General features: G+C 72.4%; 14 protein-coding genes. 4 read left to right on the top strand and 10 right to left on the bottom strand.

Annotated elements, in window-relative coordinates; translation table 11 throughout:
• Positions 1-221 precede the first annotated feature (221 nt).
• The 4 genes from dnaK to NLU66_RS14090 all read left to right on the top strand — a co-directional run bounded on the left by dnaK (position 222) and on the right by NLU66_RS14090 (position 4373).
• Complete coding sequence (dnaK, locus tag NLU66_RS14105) at positions 222-2084, top strand: molecular chaperone DnaK (protein WP_259360269.1); 1863 nt, start codon at positions 222-224, stop codon at positions 2082-2084.
• Positions 2084-2737, top strand: coding sequence for a nucleotide exchange factor GrpE (grpE, locus tag NLU66_RS14100; RefSeq protein WP_259360268.1), 654 nt, complete (start codon positions 2084-2086; stop codon positions 2735-2737). Before dnaK ends, grpE begins: the two co-directional genes overlap by 1 nt.
• A gap of 128 nt (positions 2738-2865) precedes the next feature.
• On the top strand, positions 2866-3861 hold the full coding sequence (locus NLU66_RS14095) for a DnaJ C-terminal domain-containing protein (protein WP_259360267.1): 996 nt from the start codon (positions 2866-2868) through the stop codon (positions 3859-3861).
• Positions 3862-3923: 62 nt separating this feature from the next.
• Complete coding sequence (locus NLU66_RS14090) at positions 3924-4373, top strand: heat shock protein transcriptional repressor HspR (protein ID WP_259360266.1); 450 nt, start codon at positions 3924-3926, stop codon at positions 4371-4373.
• Here the strand turns inward: NLU66_RS14090 and NLU66_RS14085 are convergent.
• From NLU66_RS14085 to NLU66_RS14040, 10 genes are all read right to left on the bottom strand, one after another.
• Positions 4282-5433, bottom strand: coding sequence for a glycosyltransferase family 4 protein (locus NLU66_RS14085; protein WP_259360265.1), 1152 nt, complete (start codon positions 5431-5433; stop codon positions 4282-4284). The two genes, NLU66_RS14090 and NLU66_RS14085, sit on opposite strands and share 92 nt — an antisense overlap.
• Positions 5430-6674, bottom strand: coding sequence for a glycosyltransferase family 4 protein (locus NLU66_RS14080; protein ID WP_259360264.1), 1245 nt, complete (start codon positions 6672-6674; stop codon positions 5430-5432). Before NLU66_RS14080 ends, NLU66_RS14085 begins: the two co-directional genes overlap by 4 nt.
• A 186-nt stretch (positions 6675-6860) precedes the next feature.
• On the bottom strand, positions 6861-7361 hold the full coding sequence (locus NLU66_RS14075; RefSeq protein WP_259360263.1) for a YbhB/YbcL family Raf kinase inhibitor-like protein: 501 nt from the start codon (positions 7359-7361) through the stop codon (positions 6861-6863).
• An 84-nt stretch (positions 7362-7445) separates the two neighbouring features.
• Positions 7446-8693 (bottom strand): carboxylate--amine ligase, encoded by a 1248-nt coding sequence (locus NLU66_RS14070; protein WP_259360262.1) that lies wholly within the window; start codon positions 8691-8693, stop codon positions 7446-7448.
• A gap of 18 nt (positions 8694-8711) precedes the next feature.
• Entirely contained in the window at positions 8712-9971 is a 1260-nt protein-coding gene (locus tag NLU66_RS14065; RefSeq protein WP_259360261.1) for a carboxylate--amine ligase, read from the bottom strand.
• Between the two features lie 80 nt (positions 9972-10051).
• On the bottom strand, positions 10052-11746 hold the full coding sequence (locus NLU66_RS14060) for a glycoside hydrolase family 13 protein (protein ID WP_259360260.1): 1695 nt from the start codon (positions 11744-11746) through the stop codon (positions 10052-10054).
• Between the two features lie 89 nt (positions 11747-11835).
• A complete protein-coding gene (locus NLU66_RS14055) occupies positions 11836-13821 on the bottom strand; it encodes a glycoside hydrolase family 13 protein (protein WP_259360259.1) in 1986 nt (661 codons plus the stop codon).
• 5 nt (positions 13822-13826) lie between these two features.
• Positions 13827-14720 carry a sugar ABC transporter permease gene (locus NLU66_RS14050; RefSeq protein WP_259360258.1) on the bottom strand — a complete coding sequence of 298 codons (894 nt, stop codon included), beginning with the start codon at positions 14718-14720 and terminating at the stop codon, positions 13827-13829.
• A 12-nt stretch (positions 14721-14732) separates the two neighbouring features.
• Entirely contained in the window at positions 14733-16319 is a 1587-nt protein-coding gene (locus NLU66_RS14045) for an ABC transporter permease subunit (RefSeq protein WP_259360257.1), read from the bottom strand.
• Between the two features lie 108 nt (positions 16320-16427).
• Positions 16428-17723 carry a sugar ABC transporter substrate-binding protein gene (locus NLU66_RS14040; RefSeq protein ID WP_259360256.1) on the bottom strand — a complete coding sequence of 432 codons (1296 nt, stop codon included), beginning with the start codon at positions 17721-17723 and terminating at the stop codon, positions 16428-16430.
• Positions 17724-17764: the final 41 nt, after the last annotated feature.

Genomic DNA, 17764 nt, shown 5'->3' with positions numbered 1-17764 from the left:
TCTGCAGCACACTCGGGGTCGACGGGAATGATGCCGATCCCTGCGTAGTTGAGCCTGGTGTACTCAGGTTCGGTGAGCCGCAGATTGACAACCGTGATCGGTGGTCCTGTACTTGAGCCGTAGTCACTCAATCGTGCCGCCGGCCAGGCGGCCGGCGGAGCCGCGGACCCCGCGGCCAGTCGAATCACCGCGGCGCCAGCGCCGCAGAAGGGCAGGCACACATGTCCCGTGTCGTCGGAATCGATCTCGGCACCACCAACTCCGTCGTCTCCGTCCTCGAGGGCGGGCAGCCGACGGTCATCGCGAACGCCGAGGGCGCGCGCACCACCCCGTCCGTCGTCGCCTTCTCCAAGCAGGGCGAGGTGCTCGTCGGCGAGGTCGCCAAGCGCCAGGCCGTCACCAACGTCGACCGCACGATCGCCTCGGTCAAGCGCCACATGGGCACCGACTGGACCGTGGAGATCGACGACAAGAAGTACACCCCGCAGGAGATCAGCGCCCGCACCCTCGGCAAGCTGAAGAAGGACGCCGAGTCCTACCTCGGCGAGACCGTCACCGACGCCGTCATCACGGTGCCCGCGTACTTCAGCGACTCCGAGCGCCAGGCCACGAAGGACGCCGGCACGATCGCCGGCCTCAACGTCCTGCGCATCATCAACGAGCCCACCGCGGCGGCCCTCGCCTACGGCCTCGAGAAGGGCCAGGACGACGAGCAGATCCTCGTCTTCGACCTCGGCGGCGGCACCTTCGACGTGTCCCTCCTCGAGGTGAGCAAGGACGAGGACGGCTCCGCCATCCAGGTCCAGGCGACCGCGGGCGACAACCGCCTCGGCGGCGACGACTGGGACCAGAAGATCGTCGACTGGCTGATCTCCCAGGTGAAGTCGAAGGACGGCGTGGACCTCTCGAAGGACCGCATCGCCCTGCAGCGCCTCAAGGAGGCCGCCGAGCAGGCGAAGAAGGAGCTCTCCTCCTCGACCTCCACGTCCATCTCGCTGCAGTACCTCTCCATGTCGGAGAACGGCCCGCTGCACCTGGACGAGAAGCTCACCCGCGCGCAGTTCGAGGACATGACCAAGGACCTCCTCGAGCGCACCAAGGCGCCCTTCCACCAGGTGATCAAGGACGCCGGCGTGAAGATCTCCGACATCGACCACGTGGTCCTCGTGGGCGGCTCGACCCGCATGCCCGCGGTCTCCGAGGTCGTCAAGGAGCTCACCGGCAAGGAGCCCAACAAGGGCGTCAACCCGGACGAGGTCGTCGCCGTCGGCGCCGCTCTCCAGGCCGCCGTCATCAAGGGCGAGCGCAAGGACGTCCTGCTCATGGACGTCACCCCGCTCTCCCTCGGCATCGAGACCAAGGGCGGCGTGATGACCAAGCTCATCGAGCGCAACGCGGCCATCCCGACGAAGACCTCCGAGGTGTTCTCCACCGCGGAGGACAACCAGCCCTCCGTCGCGATCCAGGTGTTCCAGGGCGAGCGTCAGTTCACCCGTGACAACAAGCTGCTCGGGACCTTCGAGCTGACCGGCATCGCGCCGGCCCCGCGCGGGATCCCGCAGGTCGAGGTCACCTTCGACATCGACTCCAACGGCATCGTGCACGTCACCGCCAAGGACCGCGGCACCGGCAACGAGCAGTCCATCCAGATCACCGGCGGCTCCGCCCTCTCCAAGGACGACATCGACCGCATGGTGAAGGACGCCGAGGCCCACGCCGCGGAGGACGAGGAGCGCCGCAAGAACGCCGACGCCCGCAACACGCTCGAGCAGCTGACCTACCAGGGCGACAAGCTCCTGGCCGACAACGCCGACAAGATCTCCGACGCGGACCGCACGCAGGCCGAGGACGCCATCAAGGCGGGCAAGGAGCTGCTGGCCACCGAGGACGCCTCCACCGAGGACCTCGAGGCCAAGCGCGACGCGCTCAACGAGGCCCTGCAGGCCGTGGGCACCGCGATCTACGCCCAGCAGGGCGACGCCGCGGGCGCCGAGGGCGCCGAGGGCACCGCCGACGACGCCTCCTCCTCGGACGAGGACGTCGTGGACGCGGAGATCGTGGACGAGGACGAGGAGAAGAAGTGATGACCGAGGACCGGAGCACCCCCGACGACGCGCAGCGGCCCGAGGGTGAGCCGAGGTTCTCCTTCACCGACAAGCGCAAGGTCGACCCGCAGGACGGCAGCGTCCGTCCTGCGGGGGAGACCCCCGCTCCGCAGGAGCCGCAGGACGAGGCCGTCGACCCGATCGACGCCGAGGCCGCGCAGCTCTTCGAGGAGGCCGCCGCCTCCGAGGCCGACGGGCGGGTCGCCGAGCTCGAGGCGCAGGTCGCGTCCCTCACCGACCAGCTCAAGCGTGAGCAGGCGGAGTACGTCAACTCCCGCCGTCGCATCGAGCAGGCCGCGGAGACGGCGAAGGAGGCGGCCGCGAGCCGCGTCCTCGCCTCGCTCATCGGCGTGCTCGACGACATCGAGCTGGGACGGCAGCACGGCGACATCGCCGAGGGCACCCCGTTCCACTCGATCACCGGGAAGCTCCTGGAGACGCTGCGCTCGCAGGGCCTCGAGAGCTTCGGCGCGGTGGGCGACGAGTTCGACCCGTCCCTCCACGAGGCCCTGATGCACCAGGACTCCGAGGAGGCCACCTCCACCACGGTGACGATGGTCATGCAGCCCGGGTACACGGTGGGCGGTCGCGTCGTGCGGCCGGCCCGCGTGGCCACCCAGGGCCCCGCCTGACCCTCGCCCCCTCCCCGGCCGCGGGGTCCGTCGGACCCGCTCCGACGGGCCCCGCGGCCGGGCCCTTCCCGTCGTGACCCCGTGCCACGACCCCCCCCATCGACGCTCCCCGGAAGGAGACGCGGCACATGTCCGGACAGGACTGGATCGACAAGGACTTCTACGCGGTCCTCGGCGTCTCGAAGGACGCCGATGCCGCGGCGATCAAGAAGGCGTACCGGAAGAAGGCCAAGGAGCTGCACCCGGACCGCCACCCCGACGACCCCACGGCCGAGGACCGTTTCAAGGCGGTCGGCGAGGCCTACTCGGTGCTCAACGACCCCGAGCAGCGTCAGCAGTACGACGCGATCCGCGCGATGGGCTCGGGCGGCGCCCGGTTCTCCGCCGGGCAGGGCGGCGCCTCCGGTGCCGGCTTCGACGACGTCTTCTCCGCCATGTTCGGCGGAGCGGGCGGCCGCGCCGGCGGCTTCCCCGGCACCGGTGGCGGCGGCGCGAACCCCGACCTCGACGACATCCTGCGGATGTTCAAACAGGGCGGCGGCCCGGGCGGGCCCGCGGGCTTCTCGGCCGGCCCCCGCGGCGGCGAGGACGTCACCGCGCGCACCCGCATCACCTTCCGCCAGGCGGCGCTCGGCACCGAGGTGACGGCGAGCGTCGAGGGCCGGTCGGTCACCGCCCGTATCCCCGCGGGGGTCCACGACGGCCAGAAGATCCGCCTGCGCGGCAAGGGCCGCCCCGGTCAGGGCGGCGGCCCCGCGGGCGACCTCCTGCTCCTGCTCCAGGTGGACCCCCACCCGGTGTGGACCATGGACGGGAAGAACCTGCGCCTCACGGTCCCCGTCGCCTTCGACGAGGCCGTGCTCGGCACGACCCTCGAGGTGCCGCTGCTCGATGGCGGCAGCGTGCGCATGAAGGTCCCCGCGGGCACCCCCTCGGGGCGCGTGCTGCGCGCCCGGGGCAAGGGCCTCGCGACGTCCAAGGGCACCGGCGACCTGCTGGTGACCCTCGAGGTCGCCGTCCCCTCGCACGTCGAGGGCGCGGCGAAGCAGGCCGTCGAGGACCTCCGTGCGGCCCTCGGCGACGAGGACCCGCGCGCCGGTCTGGCCGAGGCCGCCGCGCGCTGACATCCTGGCGGGCCTCGCCCACGCGGCGAGGCCCGTCGGATCATCCAGGGAAGGAGCGGCGCATGGCACCGCAGCAGCGTTTCGACGAGCGGGCCCCCGTCTTCGTCATCTCCGTCGCGGCGGAGCTCTCCGGCATGCACCCGCAGACCCTGCGCCAGTACGACCGCCTGGGGCTCGTCTCCCCGCAGCGCACGAGCGGGCGCGGTCGCCGCTACAGCGCGCGGGACGTGGCGAACCTGCGCGAGGTCCAGCGGCTCTCCCAGGAGGAGGGCATCAACCTCGCCGGCATCAAGCGCATCCTCGAGCTGCAGGAGGAGGTCGGCGCCCTCCAGGAGCAGCTGGAACGCGTGAGCGAGGCGCTCGCCGCGATGACGCCGAGCGACCGTCGGCGCGTGTTCTCCGCCGACCGGACCGGTGAGGTCAGCGCGCTGCGGCGCGGGGAGCGCCCGGGGCGCCGGCAGTCCGGCGCGCTCGTGCTGTGGCGCCCGCCCCGGCGCGGCGGCGGGGCGTGACGCCCGCGGCGTCGTAGATCGCCGCGAGGTGCTCCGCGACCCGGTCGAGGTCGACGTCCTCCGCGGCCGCGCGGCCCTCCGCGCGGAGATCCGCGAGCTCCCCGTCCAGGAGCGCCCGCAGCTTCCGCGCGGTCGCCGCGACGAAGGCGGGTCCCTCGCCGGTCACCTGGTGGGTGACCTCGCCGTCCGGGAACTGGTCGCGGTACAGGGGGATGCCGCGCACGAGCACGGGAGCGCCGCATGCGAGCGCCTCGAGCAGCACGATCCCCTCGGTCTCCTCCGTGGTGAGGAAGCAGAAGGCGTCCGCCCCGCAGTAGGCGTCGCGGAGCTCGGCGGCCTGCACGTAGCCCGGGAAGAGGGCGTTCGGGGGAGCGCCCGCGAGGGCCCGGCGCACGGCGGCGGTGAGCATCCGCGGGTCCGTGCGGCCGTACCAGACGAAGGTGGTGCCGGGCATGGACCGGGCGAGCTCCACCCAGTCGACGATGCCCTTGCGCACGAGCTGCATGCCGACGCTCACGACGACCTCCGCCTCCGGGGCGAGGCCCAGGCTCTCGCGGAGCCGACCGCGGGCCGACGGGTCCGGGCGGAAGAACGACGTGTCCACGCCGTTGGAGAGTACGTGGATCGGCGCCCGCAGGCCGTACTTCGGCGCGGAGATGAGCTCGCGCGCGTAGCCGCTCGGGGTGACGACCGCGTCGCCGCGGCGGTACAGGTGGGCGATCCAGCGCCGGAACAGCGGCGCGACCGCGTTCGCCCCCGTGAAGGAGTCGCGGAAGTCGTCCTCCGTGGAGTGCGCCCACATGAGCACGGGCCGGCGCCGCAGCCGCGCCCAGCGGGCGAGCAGCGGGGTGTCCGGGAAGGGCGTGTTCAGGTGCACCACGTCGAAGTCGTCCAGCGGACTGCGGACGACCTCGTGGCCGAGCGACCGGATCACCTTCTCCTGGTGCCGGATCGCCGCGCCGATCCCGGACTCGCGGGCCAGCTGGTCCATGCCGCGGGGGACGAGCACCCGCAGCCGCGGTGCAGGGTCCTGCGCGGGGACGGGGGCGGGGCCGCTCATGCGGCGAGGGGCTCGAGCGCGAGGACCCGCAGCGGGGAGCGCCGCTCGATCGCCGAGCGGTACACCGACAGCACCGAGGAGCCGAAGGCCCGCGAGCCGAAGGTCGCGTGGACGTGGGCGACGCCCTCGTGGGACATGGCCGCGCGCAGCAGGTCGTCGCCGAGCATCTGGTCGAGGTGGGCGGCGAAGTCCGCCGCGCCGTCGTACTGCCAGCCGGTGCGGCCGTCGACGACGACGCGGGCCAGGGACGGGTCGCGGCGGCACAGCAGCGGCAGGCCGCAGGCCATCGCCTCGATGAAGGTGAGGCCCTGGGTCTCGGAGAGCGAGGCGGAGACGAAGAGGTCGCCGATCCGGTACCAGCGCTGCACCTCGGAGGGGTCCACGACGCCGGCGAAGACGACCCGGTCGCTCACGCCGCGCGCGGCGGCATGGGCGACGAGCTCCTCGCGGTAGGGGCCGTCTCCCACGAGCACGAGCACGCTGTCCTCGCGGCCCGCGCCGGCGACCAGGTCGATCACCTCGTCGAGGTTCTTCTCCTTCGCCAGGCGCGCCACGGAGAGCAGCACCCGCTGGTCGGGCCGGATGCCGAGGCCCGCGCGGAGCTCGGCCGCGTCGTGCAGCTCGGCCTCGGTGCGGGCCGGGCGGAAGCGGTCGAGGTCCAGCCCCGTGGGGATGACGTACTGCGGGCGGGTCACGCCGTAGCCGGCGAGCAGTCGGGCGACCTTCTCGGTGGGCACGACGACCGCGTCGGTGCCGTCGAGCACGCGGCGGGAGAAGGTCGCGACGACCTTCCGGCCCACGGTGCGGCTCGGGGAGTAGTAGTGCGTGTAGTCCTCGTAGATCGTGTGGTACGTGTGCACGATCGGCACGTCGAGCGCACGGGCGATCTTGCGGGCCCACATGTGGGAGGAGAACTCGCAGTGCGAGTGGATGACGTCAGGGTGCCAGCGGAGGATCTCGCGGAGCACGCGCTTGGAGGCGGGCATGCCGATCCGGGCGCTGTCGTAGACCATGCCGGCGGAGACGGAGCCGATCCGGTACACGCCGTCCTCGTTGCGGGTGCGCAGGCCGGAGGCGAGGGTCAGCACCCGCACGTCGCAGCCCAGGGCGATCAGCTCGCGGCGCAGGGTGGCGACCGAGGCCACCACGCCGTTGACCACGGGCTCCCACCAGTCGGTGGTCAGCAGGACCCGCAGCGGCCGGCCCGAGCCGGTCGTCCGTTCCGCATGTCGCTTCCTCATCACGTGCACCCCCCGAGCCTCGCACCTGGGAACGCCGGGGACATCCTCCGCGCGGTGGAACTTCGTCCGACCACGGTCTGATCCTCGGTGCTGCCGGGTGATCCCGGACCGGTGCATGCTCATACGTCGAGCGTAGGGCGGGGTTCGGGGAGCGACGACGGGGCACGCCCGTGACGTTGCGGAGTGTTACCCCCTTGTGTGCTCCTCGGACACCTGATAGGTGGCTGTGAACGAGGTGGAGGCGAGCTGCTGGGTGAAGATCGCGAAGCGCGCGGCCACGTGGGGCGCCGCCGGATCCGCCTCGAGGTGCTCCACGGGCAGCGCGTGCACGGTGAACACGTAGCGGTGCGGGGGACCGGCCGGGGGCTCGGGCCCGTCGTAGCCGGGGTTGCCGAAGTCGTTGACGGCCTGGCGGATCCTGGGATGCTCGCGCTCGAGGCCCGCGGGGAGCGAGGTGGTCGCGGCGGGCACGTCCCAGGCGATCCAGTGCCAGAAGCCGGAGCCCGTCGGCGCGTCGGGGTCGTAACAGGTCACCGCGAAGGAGCGGGTGCCCTCGGGGGCGCCGCTCCAGGCGAGGTCCGGGGACAGGTTCTGCCCGCCCTGCGAGGCCACCAGCTGCGGCGGCCCCACGACGGAGCCGTCCGGGAGGGCGCGGGAGACGAGGGTGAAGGCGTCGGCGTCGGTCATGGCGCCACCCTAGGAAGACGGCCCCCGCCTGTCGAGGCGGGGGCCGTCCGGGGACCGGGGCGCGGGAGCGCGGGAGCGGGGTGCTCAGAACCCGAGCGCCGTGGGCCGGGGGTAGTGGCGCAGGAACTTGCGCACCTGGTTGGCCTTCGCGACCGCGACGTAGCCGCGGCGGCGCGGCCCCTCGACGGGCGAGGCGAGCGGGTGCACGGTGCGGCGGCGGCCGATCGCGCGCACCCGGGCCCGCAGCGCCGGGTCGACGATGTAGCGCCGCAGCAGGGCCCACGGGACGATCGAGTAGAGGATCTCCGCGGTGGGGACCATGCGCTCGATCGCGCGGTCCTCGACCATGTCCGCGACGACGGGGATCGCGACGTTCGCCCCGGCGGCGGTCATGTAGTAGTTGTTGCGGCCGATCCGCGGGTTCACCTCGAAGAACTTCGCGACTCCGTCGCGGGGGTCCACCTTCACGTCGAAGTTCGCGAAGCCGCGGTAGCCGGTGCGGCGCAGGAACCGCTCGGACTGCACGAGCACGTCGCCGAGGTCGGTCGTGAACATCGCGGCGGGGTTCCCGAGCGCCCCGGGGGTGTGCTCCTCGAGCAGCACGTGGGCGCCGCCGAGCAGGGTCACCTCGCCGCGGGTGTCGACGTACGCGGTCACCGAGAGCATGGCGGTGTCGTCACCGGGGATGAGCTCCTGGACGACGAAGCGGTCGGTGTAGCCGGCCCTCTGGAGCCGGCCGGCGAGGTCCTCGAGCTCGGCGCGGTCCGCGATCTCGAAGACCTTCCGCTTGCCGGGGAAGCTCACCGCGGAGTACGCCGAGGAGCGGGAGGCCTTCGCGACGACCGGGAAGTCCCAGGGGATCTCCGGGATCTCCGGCAGCGCGCCGCCCGCGAAGTCCAGGACGATCGTGCCCGGGGTGGGCACGCCGATCTCCTCGCAGGTGAGGGAGAAGGTCGCCTTGTCGGCGACCGCGGCGAGGACGTCGTCCCCGAGCAGCGGCAGGTGGAAGAACTCGCCGAGGGCCTCCCGGTGATTCGCGAGGAGCAGCACGAGGAAGTCGGCGTTGGCGAGCAGGATCGGGCGCAGACCGGCGGCCTTCTTCTCGCGGCCCACGGCGAGCAGCGCCTGGACCATCGCGTCCTCGGAGGCGTCCGCGCCGAGCTCACGGGTGGTGAGGAGGCGCGAGTCCGCGACGGGGCCGGAGACGGTGCGGGTGACGACGGTCGCGACGGTGCCGTAGCGCTCGTGGAAGGCGCGGGCGAGGGCGTAGACGCCGATGTCGCCGCCCAGCAGGACGAGGTCGACGCCGGGGGTGCTCGGGGTGCCGGTCATGGGGGAGGGGTCCTTTGCTCAGAAGCCGGAGTCGGTGGGCCGCGGGTAGACGGCGCGGTACTTGCGCACGAAGTTCAGCCCGGAGACGGTCGCGTAGGCGCGCATCCACAGGCCCTCGGGGCCGTAGCGGAAGGGGTTCGCCAGGCGCGTGCGGGCCAGGCGCTTCACGCGCGAGCGGAGCACGGGGTCGCGCAGGTAGCGCAGCACGAGCGGCACGGGGAGGATCGAGTAGAGCACGGGCTCGGTCACCCGCACGGGCGTGATGTCCCGCCCGTGGACGCGGTCCTCGACGACGTGACGGGCGACGGACTCGCCGGTCGCGGTGACGTAGTAGTTGTTGCGGCCGATCCGCGGGTTGATCTCGAAGAAGCACTCGCGGCCGGTGCGGGGGTCGACCTTCACGTCGAAGTTCGCGAAGCCCACGTAGTCCACGGCGTCGAGGAAGCGGGCGGCGGCGTCGGTGAGGGTCGGGAAGTCGCCGGTGACCATCGCGGCCGGACGGCCCAGCGCCTCGGGGGTGTGCTCGCCGAGCAGCACCTGCGCGGCGCACAGCAGGGTGACCTTCCCCCGGCTGCTGCGGTAGGCGGTGATCGAGCGCTCGGCGGTGTCGTCCCCGGGGATGAGCTCCTGGAACAGGAAGCGCCCGGTGAAGCCGGCGGCCCGGAGATCCGCGACGAGCTCCTGCTGCTGCGCGGCGGTCTCGAGGAAGAAGACCTTGCGCTTCCCGGGGAAGTGCACGTCGTGGTACTCCGCCGTGTTGGCGGCCTTGCCGACGACCGGGTAGGACCAGGGCAGCTCCGCGGTGCCGTTCCAGCCGTCCTCCTCCTGGCGGGAGAAGTCGACGACGACGGTGGGGACGGTGCCGATGCCGAGCTCCTCGCACAGCTCGGCGAACTCCGCCTTGTCGGCGAGGCGCTCGAGGAGCTCCGCGGGCACCTGCGCGAGCAGGTAGTGCGGCTCGAGGTCGTCGCGGAAGCGGTTGATGAAGGCGATCAGCGAGTCGGCGTTCGTCAGCAGCAGGGCGGGGCGGCCCTCGGGGCGCTGCGCGGCGAGGTCGAGGAGCGCGTCGCGCATGTCCTCGTCGGTCGCGTCGGCGCCGAGCGCGACGAGGTCGGTGGAGACGGTGCGGGCGTTCATCTCCACGGGGATCCGCACCACGGTGGTGCATCGCATCCCGTACTGCTGGTGGAAGGCGATCGTGAGGTTCAGGGAGTTCAGTCCCGCCCCGAGGACGACGACGTCGAAGCCGGGATCGGTCGGCGTGGAGGGCGTGCGCATAGGGGCGATCCTAACGAGGGCGCGGGCCCGGGCCGCGCAGCCACACGGCTGCGCGGCCCAGGTCACGCCGGGAGCCGGTGTCAGGCCGTGCGCAGCCAGACGGCGGTGTCCGCGGGGAGCTCGCCGGCGGGAGCCGGGTGCTCCCCGGAGCCGACGAGCACCTCGGCGCCCGCGAGCGCGGAGGGCAGGGCGACGGTCTCCTCCGAGGTGTTCACGAGCACCGTGACCTCGCCGCGGCGCACGCCGAGCACGCCCGCGGGCAGGCCGTCGAGGAAGGCGACGCCCGCCTCGGGACGCCCCAGTCCGAGCTCCGAGCGCAGCGCGAGGGCGCGGCGGTACATCTCCAGCGTCGAGCCCTCGCGGCCGGACTGGGCGTCCGCCGCGAGCGGTCCGAACTCGGCGGGCTGGGGGAGCCAGGACTCCCCGGTCGCGGAGAAGCCGAAGGCGGGGGCGTGCTGCTCCCAGGGCAGCGGCACCCGGCAGCCGTCGCGGCCGGGGACGCCCGCGCGGTGGTGGGAGGGGTCCTCGCGCAGCTCGTCGGGGATGTCGCGCACCTCCGGCAGGCCCAGCTCCTCCCCCTGGTACAGGTAGGCGGCGCCCGGCAGGGCCAGCATGAGCAGCGTCGCGGCGCGGGCGCGGGCGAGGCCCAACGCGGCGTCGGGCTCCTCGTCGCGGGCGAGGCCCTCGCCGAAGGCGTGGTCGGGGGCGAAGCCGTAGCGGGAGGCGTGGCGGATGACGTCGTGGTTGGAGAGCACCCAGGTGGTGGGGGCGTCGACGGCGTCGGCGAGGGCGAGCGGCTTCTCGATCGCGGCGCGCATCGTCTCCACGCCCCAGCGCGCCTGGAGGAAGCCGAAGTTGAAGGACTGGTGCGCCTCCTCCCGGCCGATGTAGAGCGGCAGGCGGTGCTCGGGGATCCAGGCCTCGAGCACCATCATGCGATCGCCCTCGTAGGAGTCGACGATCGGCCGCCACTCGCGGTAGATGTCCAGCACGCCGTCGTTGTCGAAGTAGACGGGGACCTCGCCCTCGGGGATGTCGATGAGCCCCTCGGCGTTGACGGTCGCGTCCGGCAGCCCCTCGGGCTTGACCATGCCGTGCGCGACGTCGACCCGGAAGCCGTCGGCCCCGCGGTCCAGCCAGAAGCGCAGCACGCCCTGGAACATCTCGTGGACGGCGGGGTTCTCCCAGTTCCAGTCCGGCTGGGTGGTGTCGAAGATGTGCAGGTACCACTGGCCGGGGGTGCCGTCGGCCTCCGTCACGCGGGTCCAGGCGGGTCCGTGGAAGATCGAGGTCCAGTTGTTCGGCGGCAGCTCGCCGTGCTCGCCGCGTCCCTCGCGGAACACGTACATGTCCCGCTCGGGGGAGCCGGGGGCGGCGGCGAGCGCCTGCTGGAAGAGCACGTGGTCGCTCGAGGAGTGGTTCGGGACGAGGTCCACGATCACCTTGAGGCCCAGGGCGTGCGCCTGCTCGATCAGGGCGTCGGCGTCGGCGAGGGTGCCGAAGCGGGGGTCGACGTCCGTGTAGTCGGCGACGTCGTAGCCGGCGTCGTTCTGGGGCGAGGTGTAGAAGGGGGACAGCCAGAGGGCGTCGACCCCGAGATCGCGGAGGTAGGGCAGGCGGGCGGTCACGCCGGGGAGGTCGCCCATGCCGTCGCCGTCGCTGTCGGCGAAGGAGCGCGGGTACACCTGGTACACGACGGCGTCGCGCCACCATTCGGCGCGGGCGGCCTGCTCGGACGATGCGGACTGCTCGAGGGGCGCGGGGGCGAGGGTCATGGGGTCCTTCCGGGGTGGGCCTGAGTCTCGGGACAGCTTCTCAGGAGTGGGGAGCGGGTGAGGCAGATCGGGAGCGGCGCGGACGCCGCTCAGGAGAGGGAGAGCACGATCGCGCCGGGGGCGGTGGCCGCGAGGCGGAGCACGGGCCCGTCGACGTCGGCGGTGACCGCGCCGACGGACTCCCGCACGGTGGGGGTCCCCACCGGCCCGGGGCCCTGCGGGTCCAGCAGGACCGGCGGATGGGCGTCGCGCGCGAGGTGCACGAGCACGTCGCCGTCCGGGTGCGTGCGCACGAAGGTGAGGGAGTCGGCCCCGGCATGGAGCCAGCGCAGGCCGCCGCGGCGCAGCGCGACCTGCTCGCGGCGCAGGCCCAGCAGTGCGCGGGTCGCGGCGAGCACCTCGGTGTCCACGGCCGTCGCGTCCTCGGCGGCGATCGCGTCCCAGGGCATCGGGGTGCGGGAGTGCTCCCCGGTGAGGCCCTCGGCGCCGATCTCGTCCCCGGCGAAGAGGGTCGGCACGCCGGGGAGGGTCGCGAGGGCGGCGACGGCGACGAGCTGCCGCTCCCGGGTCCCGACGACCGAGCGCGTGCGCGGGGTGTCGTGGCTCGAGAGCTGGTTCTGGGAGTGCAGGCGGGAGGGCCAGGGCAGGTGGGCGCCGTAGCCGGCGAGGGTGCGGCGCACGGCGGTGCCCGGCAGGGACGGCAGGGTCATCGGCAGTCCGAGCCAGTTGAGGGTCGAGGCGGGATCGGCGAGCCAGGCCCAGAGCGGGCGGGTGAAGCCCGCGTAGTTCATGGTGCCGTGCCAGCCGTCGCCGGCGAGGTCCCCCGAGGCGTCGTGGCCGTGCTCGGCGATCAGCCAGGTCTCCCGGCCGGTGCGCTCCTGCGCCTCCCGCAGGGTGCCGCGGATCTCGCGCGCGACCTCGTGGGTCACGTCCACGTCGCGGTGGCGGCCGGTCATGTTGGCGACGTCGATGCGCCAGCCGTCGGCCTCGATCGGCGCGTCGAGGTAGCGGCCCACCACCGATCCGGGGCCGCGGGTGAGGCGGTCCCGGAGCGCCTCGGAGCGCAGGTCGAGCTTGGGCAGCGAGGCGACGTCGAGCCAGCTGACGTAGCCGTCCGGGTGATCGGTGAAGAGGTAGAAGCCGGCCTCCTCGGAGGCAGGGTCCGCCTGGGCGGCGCGGAACCATTCGTGGGTGGCGCCCGTGTGGTTCGTGGTGAGGTCCAGCAGCAGGCGCATGCCGCGCTCGTGCAGCGCCGCGGAGAGCCGGGCGAGCGCCTCGTCTCCGCCCAGCAGCGGGTCCACGCGGTCGAAGGTCGAGGCGTCGTAGCGGTGCACGGAGCCGGCGGGGAAGACGGGCGTGAGGTAGAGGGTGTCCGCACCGAGGGAGGCGATGTGGTCGAGCCGGTCGATGACCCCGTCGAGGTCGCCGCCGTAGTACTGGCGGCCCGTGAGATCGCCGCGCACGGCGGGCTCCTCGTCCCAGGCCATGGGCACCGCCCAGCCCGGCAGCTCGGCGGGGGCGGGGCGGCCCCCGGCGTCGACGGGCACGCGGGCGCTGCGGGAGAAGCGGTCCGGGAAGACCTGATAGACGACCGCGTCGTCGACCCACTCCGGCGCGCCGTCGTGGGCCACGAGGCGGAAGTCGGTCGCGTCGGCCACGTCCCAGGGGACCAGGCCCGCGGCGGTGAGCCAGGCGTAGGCGGGCACGGGGGCGCCGGAGGCGGTCACCGCGCCGGGATCGGCGAGCACGCAGAAGCGGTAGCCCACCACGGGGTTCGCGGCGACGAGGGTCGTCGTGAACCAGCGGCCGCGCTCGCCGGGGGAGACCGGCTCCTCCTCGAGCGTGGCGGTGAGGATCTCCCCGTCGACCATGGCCCGCAGCGCGAGGGTGCGCGCCGGGTACGCGGCGGGCACCCACACGCGCAGGACGGCGGGGTCTCCGAGGCGCAGCGCGCCCTCGTGCCGCACGTGGCGGGGGCCGCCGTCGTGGTGCGGCTGCTCCGCGAGCGGCACGCCCGAGTCGTCGACGGGCAGGAGGCCGACGGGGCCGACGGGGCCGACGGGGAGATCGGTCACGGGGATCAGCCCTTCACGGCGCCGGCGGTCGAGCCGCCGACGATGTAGCGCTGGAGGAACTGGTACAGCACGATCACCGGGATCATGATCATCACGGAGCCCGCGGCGAAGACGCCGAGGTTGTTCGAGCGGTCCCCCGAGAGCAGGCCGTACAGGCCCACCGCGAGGGTCTTCTTGTCGTTCGCCGTGAGGAAGATCGAGCCCAGCAGGAACTCGCTGAGGACGCCCACGAGGGCGAGCAGCACGGTCGTGGCGAGGATCGGGGTGAGCGTGGGCAGCAGGATCCGGGAGAAGACCTGCCAGTGGCTCGCGCCGTCGATGATCGCGGCCTCGTCGAGCTCCTTCGGCACGGTGTCGAAGAAGCCCTTGATGAGCCACACCTGGCCCAGGGACCCGCCGAGCAGGACCACGATGTAGCCGGGAAGCGAGTTCAGGCCCAGGCCCGGGAAGATCTGGCCGAGGCCCGAGATCATCGTGTACACGGCGATCATCGCGAGCACCGAGGGGAACATCATGATCAGCAGCAGCGAGAGCAGGCCGATCCGGCGGCCCGCGAAGCGGAAGCGGCTGAACGCGTAGGCGGCGAGGGTCGAGAGGAACACCTGGACCACGGCGACGACGACGCACACGATGATCGTGTTGAGGTACCAGGTGAGGAACGGCCCGCGCGCGCCGGAGAGGAGCTCGCGGTAGTGCACGAGGCTGAAGGACTTCGGGATGATCCCGGTCGAGGAGACCGTGCCGAGCGGGTTCAGCGAGGCGGAGACCACGAAGAGGATCGGGAAGACCGCGAAGAGGACGGCGATGATGCCGACGACGTGGCGCCAGCCGATCTCGGCGAACCAGCGGCCGAGGGGGAGGCGCCGCTGCCGGGTGACGGAGGTGGGGGGAGTGCTCATGGTGGCCGCCTCTCAGTTGACGTCTTCGAGGACGTTCGTGAACCGGAACTGGATCGCCGCGAGGATGCCGGTGAGGGCGAACAGGGCGACGGAGACGGCGGAGGCGAAGCCGAAGTCGGCCCCCGAGCCGCCGAAGGCGATGCGGTAGATCATCGAGATGAGGATGTCCGTGCCGCCGCGCGTGTACTCGCCGGGGAGGAACGGTCCGCCCTCGGTGAGCAGCTGGATCGCGTTGAAGTTGTTGAAGTTGAAGGCGAAGCTCGCCACGAGCAGCGGGGAGACCGCGACCAGCAGCAGCGGCGTGACGACCTTGACGGTGGTCTGGAGGCGGTTCGCCCCGTCCATCCGCGCGGCCTCCATGACGTCGTTCGGGATCGCCTGCAGCGCGCCGGTGGAGACGATGAACATGTAGGGGAAGCCCATCCACAGGTTCGTCAGCAGCACCGCCGCCTTGGCGAGGGTCGGGTCGCCCATCCAGTTCAGCGACAGGCCCAGGGTCTCGTTGATGAGGCCGAAGTCCTTGTTGTAGAAGCTCGACCACACGAGCAGCGAGATGAAGCCGGGCACCGCGTAGGGCAGCAGCAGCACGGAGCGGTACAGGCGCCGGCCCTTCATCCGCTCGTCGTTGAGCACGAGCGCGAGGGCGAAGCCGACCACGAAGGTCAGCAGCACGGAGCCGAGCGCGAAGACGAGGGTCCACACGAAGGCGGCGCCGAACTGCTTGGCGATCGCGCCGTTGGTGAACAGGCGCAGGTAGTTCTCGCCGCCCACGCCCTGCAGCCAGGACTGGCTGAAGGCGCGCTTGCCGTCCGCGCCCACGAAGTACTCGGAGTCGCCGACCTTGCCGACCGTGTAGGTCTCGCCGGTGGCCGCGTTCGTGATGGTGTCGCTCGCCTCGTCGTAGGAGAGGGCGGTGGTGCCGACGAAGGCCTGGTTCGCGCCCTGGACGCGCACCGCGGAGGTGTCGTCGACGGGGACCGCGAGCTCCTGGAGCGCCTTGTAGGCGGTGTTGACCTGGCGGGCGTCGAGCACCTCGTAGTCCTTCGCGGCGGTGACGAAGCCCGAGGCGACGGTGACGTCGGAGGCGGGGACCGGCTCGAGGGAGGTCTCGGCGTCGCCCGCGAGCACCTCGCCGCTCGCGGGGTCCACGAGCAGGAGGGTGAAGGGACCGGCGGCGGGGTCGCCGCCCGGGTCGACGGCGACGGACATGTTGTACCAGGTCGAGTCGTCCGTCTGCTGCACGGAGTTCGCGACGATCTGCTCGATCGCCTGCTCCTTCGTGCCGCGGGTGCCGTCGCCGAAGTTCGTGAACGAGTAGCCGATCGTGAGGACGATCGGGGTGATGAGGAAGACGGCGAGGAAGAGCGTGCCCGGGAGCAGGTACTTCCCCGGGATGAAGCGCTTGGTCGAGTAGACGACGAAGATCGCGACCGCGGCGAGCAGCATGACCACGAGCCACATCCACTGCTGCTGGGCGACGGCGATCGGGACGGTGAAGGCGACCACCGCGAGGACGGCGCCGAGCAGCACCACGCGGGCGATCACGGCGGGGATGGTCGTGGTGCGCTCGCGGTGCGCGGGCGCCTGGGCGGAGGACATGGCGGCGTTGCCTTTCGGTCACGGCGGAGGGCCGGCGGGGTGCCGGCGGAGGGGGAGCGGGGTGCGGCGTGATCGCGCCGCACCCCGCTCGGGGTCACCCGGGGGCGGTCAGCCGCCGATCTGCTTGGTGATCTCCTCACCGGCGGAGGTCATGGTCGACTCCGGGTCGGCGCCGCCGACGATGTTGGCGTCGGCCTGGCCGAGCGGGCCCCAGATCGCGGCCATCTCGGGGATCGCGGGCATCGGCTCCGCGCTGCCGGCGAGCTCCGCGATCTTCACGATCTCGGGGTAGTCGCCGGAGAGCTTCTCCTGCAGCTCGAGGTTGATCGGGGGCAGCTCGTTCTTGGGGAACATCTGCTCGGCGATGTCCGCGGAGGAGGCGACGGCGGTCGCGAACTGCTGCGCGAAGGCGGGGTTCTTGCCGTTGGTCGCGACGTAGAAGGCGTTGACGCCGGCGAAGGGCACCGCGGGGTCCATGCCCTCGAAGCCGGGGACGGCGCTCATGGCGAAGTCGATCTTCGCGGTGCGGATGTCCTCGAGCGCCCACGGGCCGGAGACCAGGTAGGCCGCCTTGCCGTCGGTGAACAGGGAGATCGCGTTGTCACCGGAGATCGAGGTCTTCAGCACGCCGTCCTTGCCGAGCTCGCCGATCTTCTCGGCGGCCGTGATCGAGCCCTCCTTGCCGACGCCGACGTCGGAGGGGTCGAGGTTGCCCTCGCCGTCCTTGCCGAAGAGGTACCCGCCGGCCGAGGTGTAGAAGGGCTCCATGTGGTAGGCGTCGCCCTGCTCGCCGACCGGGAGCGCGAGGACGTTCTCGGCGCCGCCGGCCTTCGCGGCCTCGACGAGCTCCTCGACGGTCTTCGGCTCGGGGACGTCGGTGAGCGCCTTGTTCGCGAAGAGCACGAGGGTCTCGACCGCGTAGGGGGCGCCGTAGGTCTGGCCGTCGTAGGTCACGGCCTCGAGGCCGATCGGTGCGATGGCCTCCGTCGCGGCGGCCGGGAGCTGCACGGGCTGGATGGAGCCGTTCTGGACCAGGTTCCCGATCCAGTCGTGGGCCGCGACGATCATGTCCGGGCCGTTGCCGGCCTGGTTGGCGGTGATGAAGTTGGGCTGGAGGTCCTCGGCGACGGTCTGCACCGCGACGGTGAGGCCGTTGGCCTCGCCCCAGGCCTTCGCCGGCTCCTCGAGGGAGACGGCCTTCTCCTCGTCGGTCCAGATGACGAGGTCGGCGTCGGCGCGGGTGACGGCGCCGCCCGCGTCGGAGGCGCCCGAGGCCCCGCCGGCGTCGGAGGCGCCGCCGGTGGTGCCCGCGTCGTCGGAGGAGCCACCGCCGCAGGCGGCGAGCAGGGCAGTGGCGGTGGCGGCACCGCTGAGGGCCAGGAAGTTCTTGCGACGGATCAGCACGTCTTCTCCTTCGAATCGTGTCATGCCGGTCCACCCTTGGG

Source organism: Brachybacterium sp. NBEC-018, from assembly GCF_024860185.1.
Taxonomy (GTDB): Bacteria; Actinomycetota; Actinomycetes; order Actinomycetales; family Dermabacteraceae; genus Brachybacterium; species Brachybacterium rhamnosum.
This window is presented reverse-complemented; position numbering and strand designations above follow the sequence as displayed.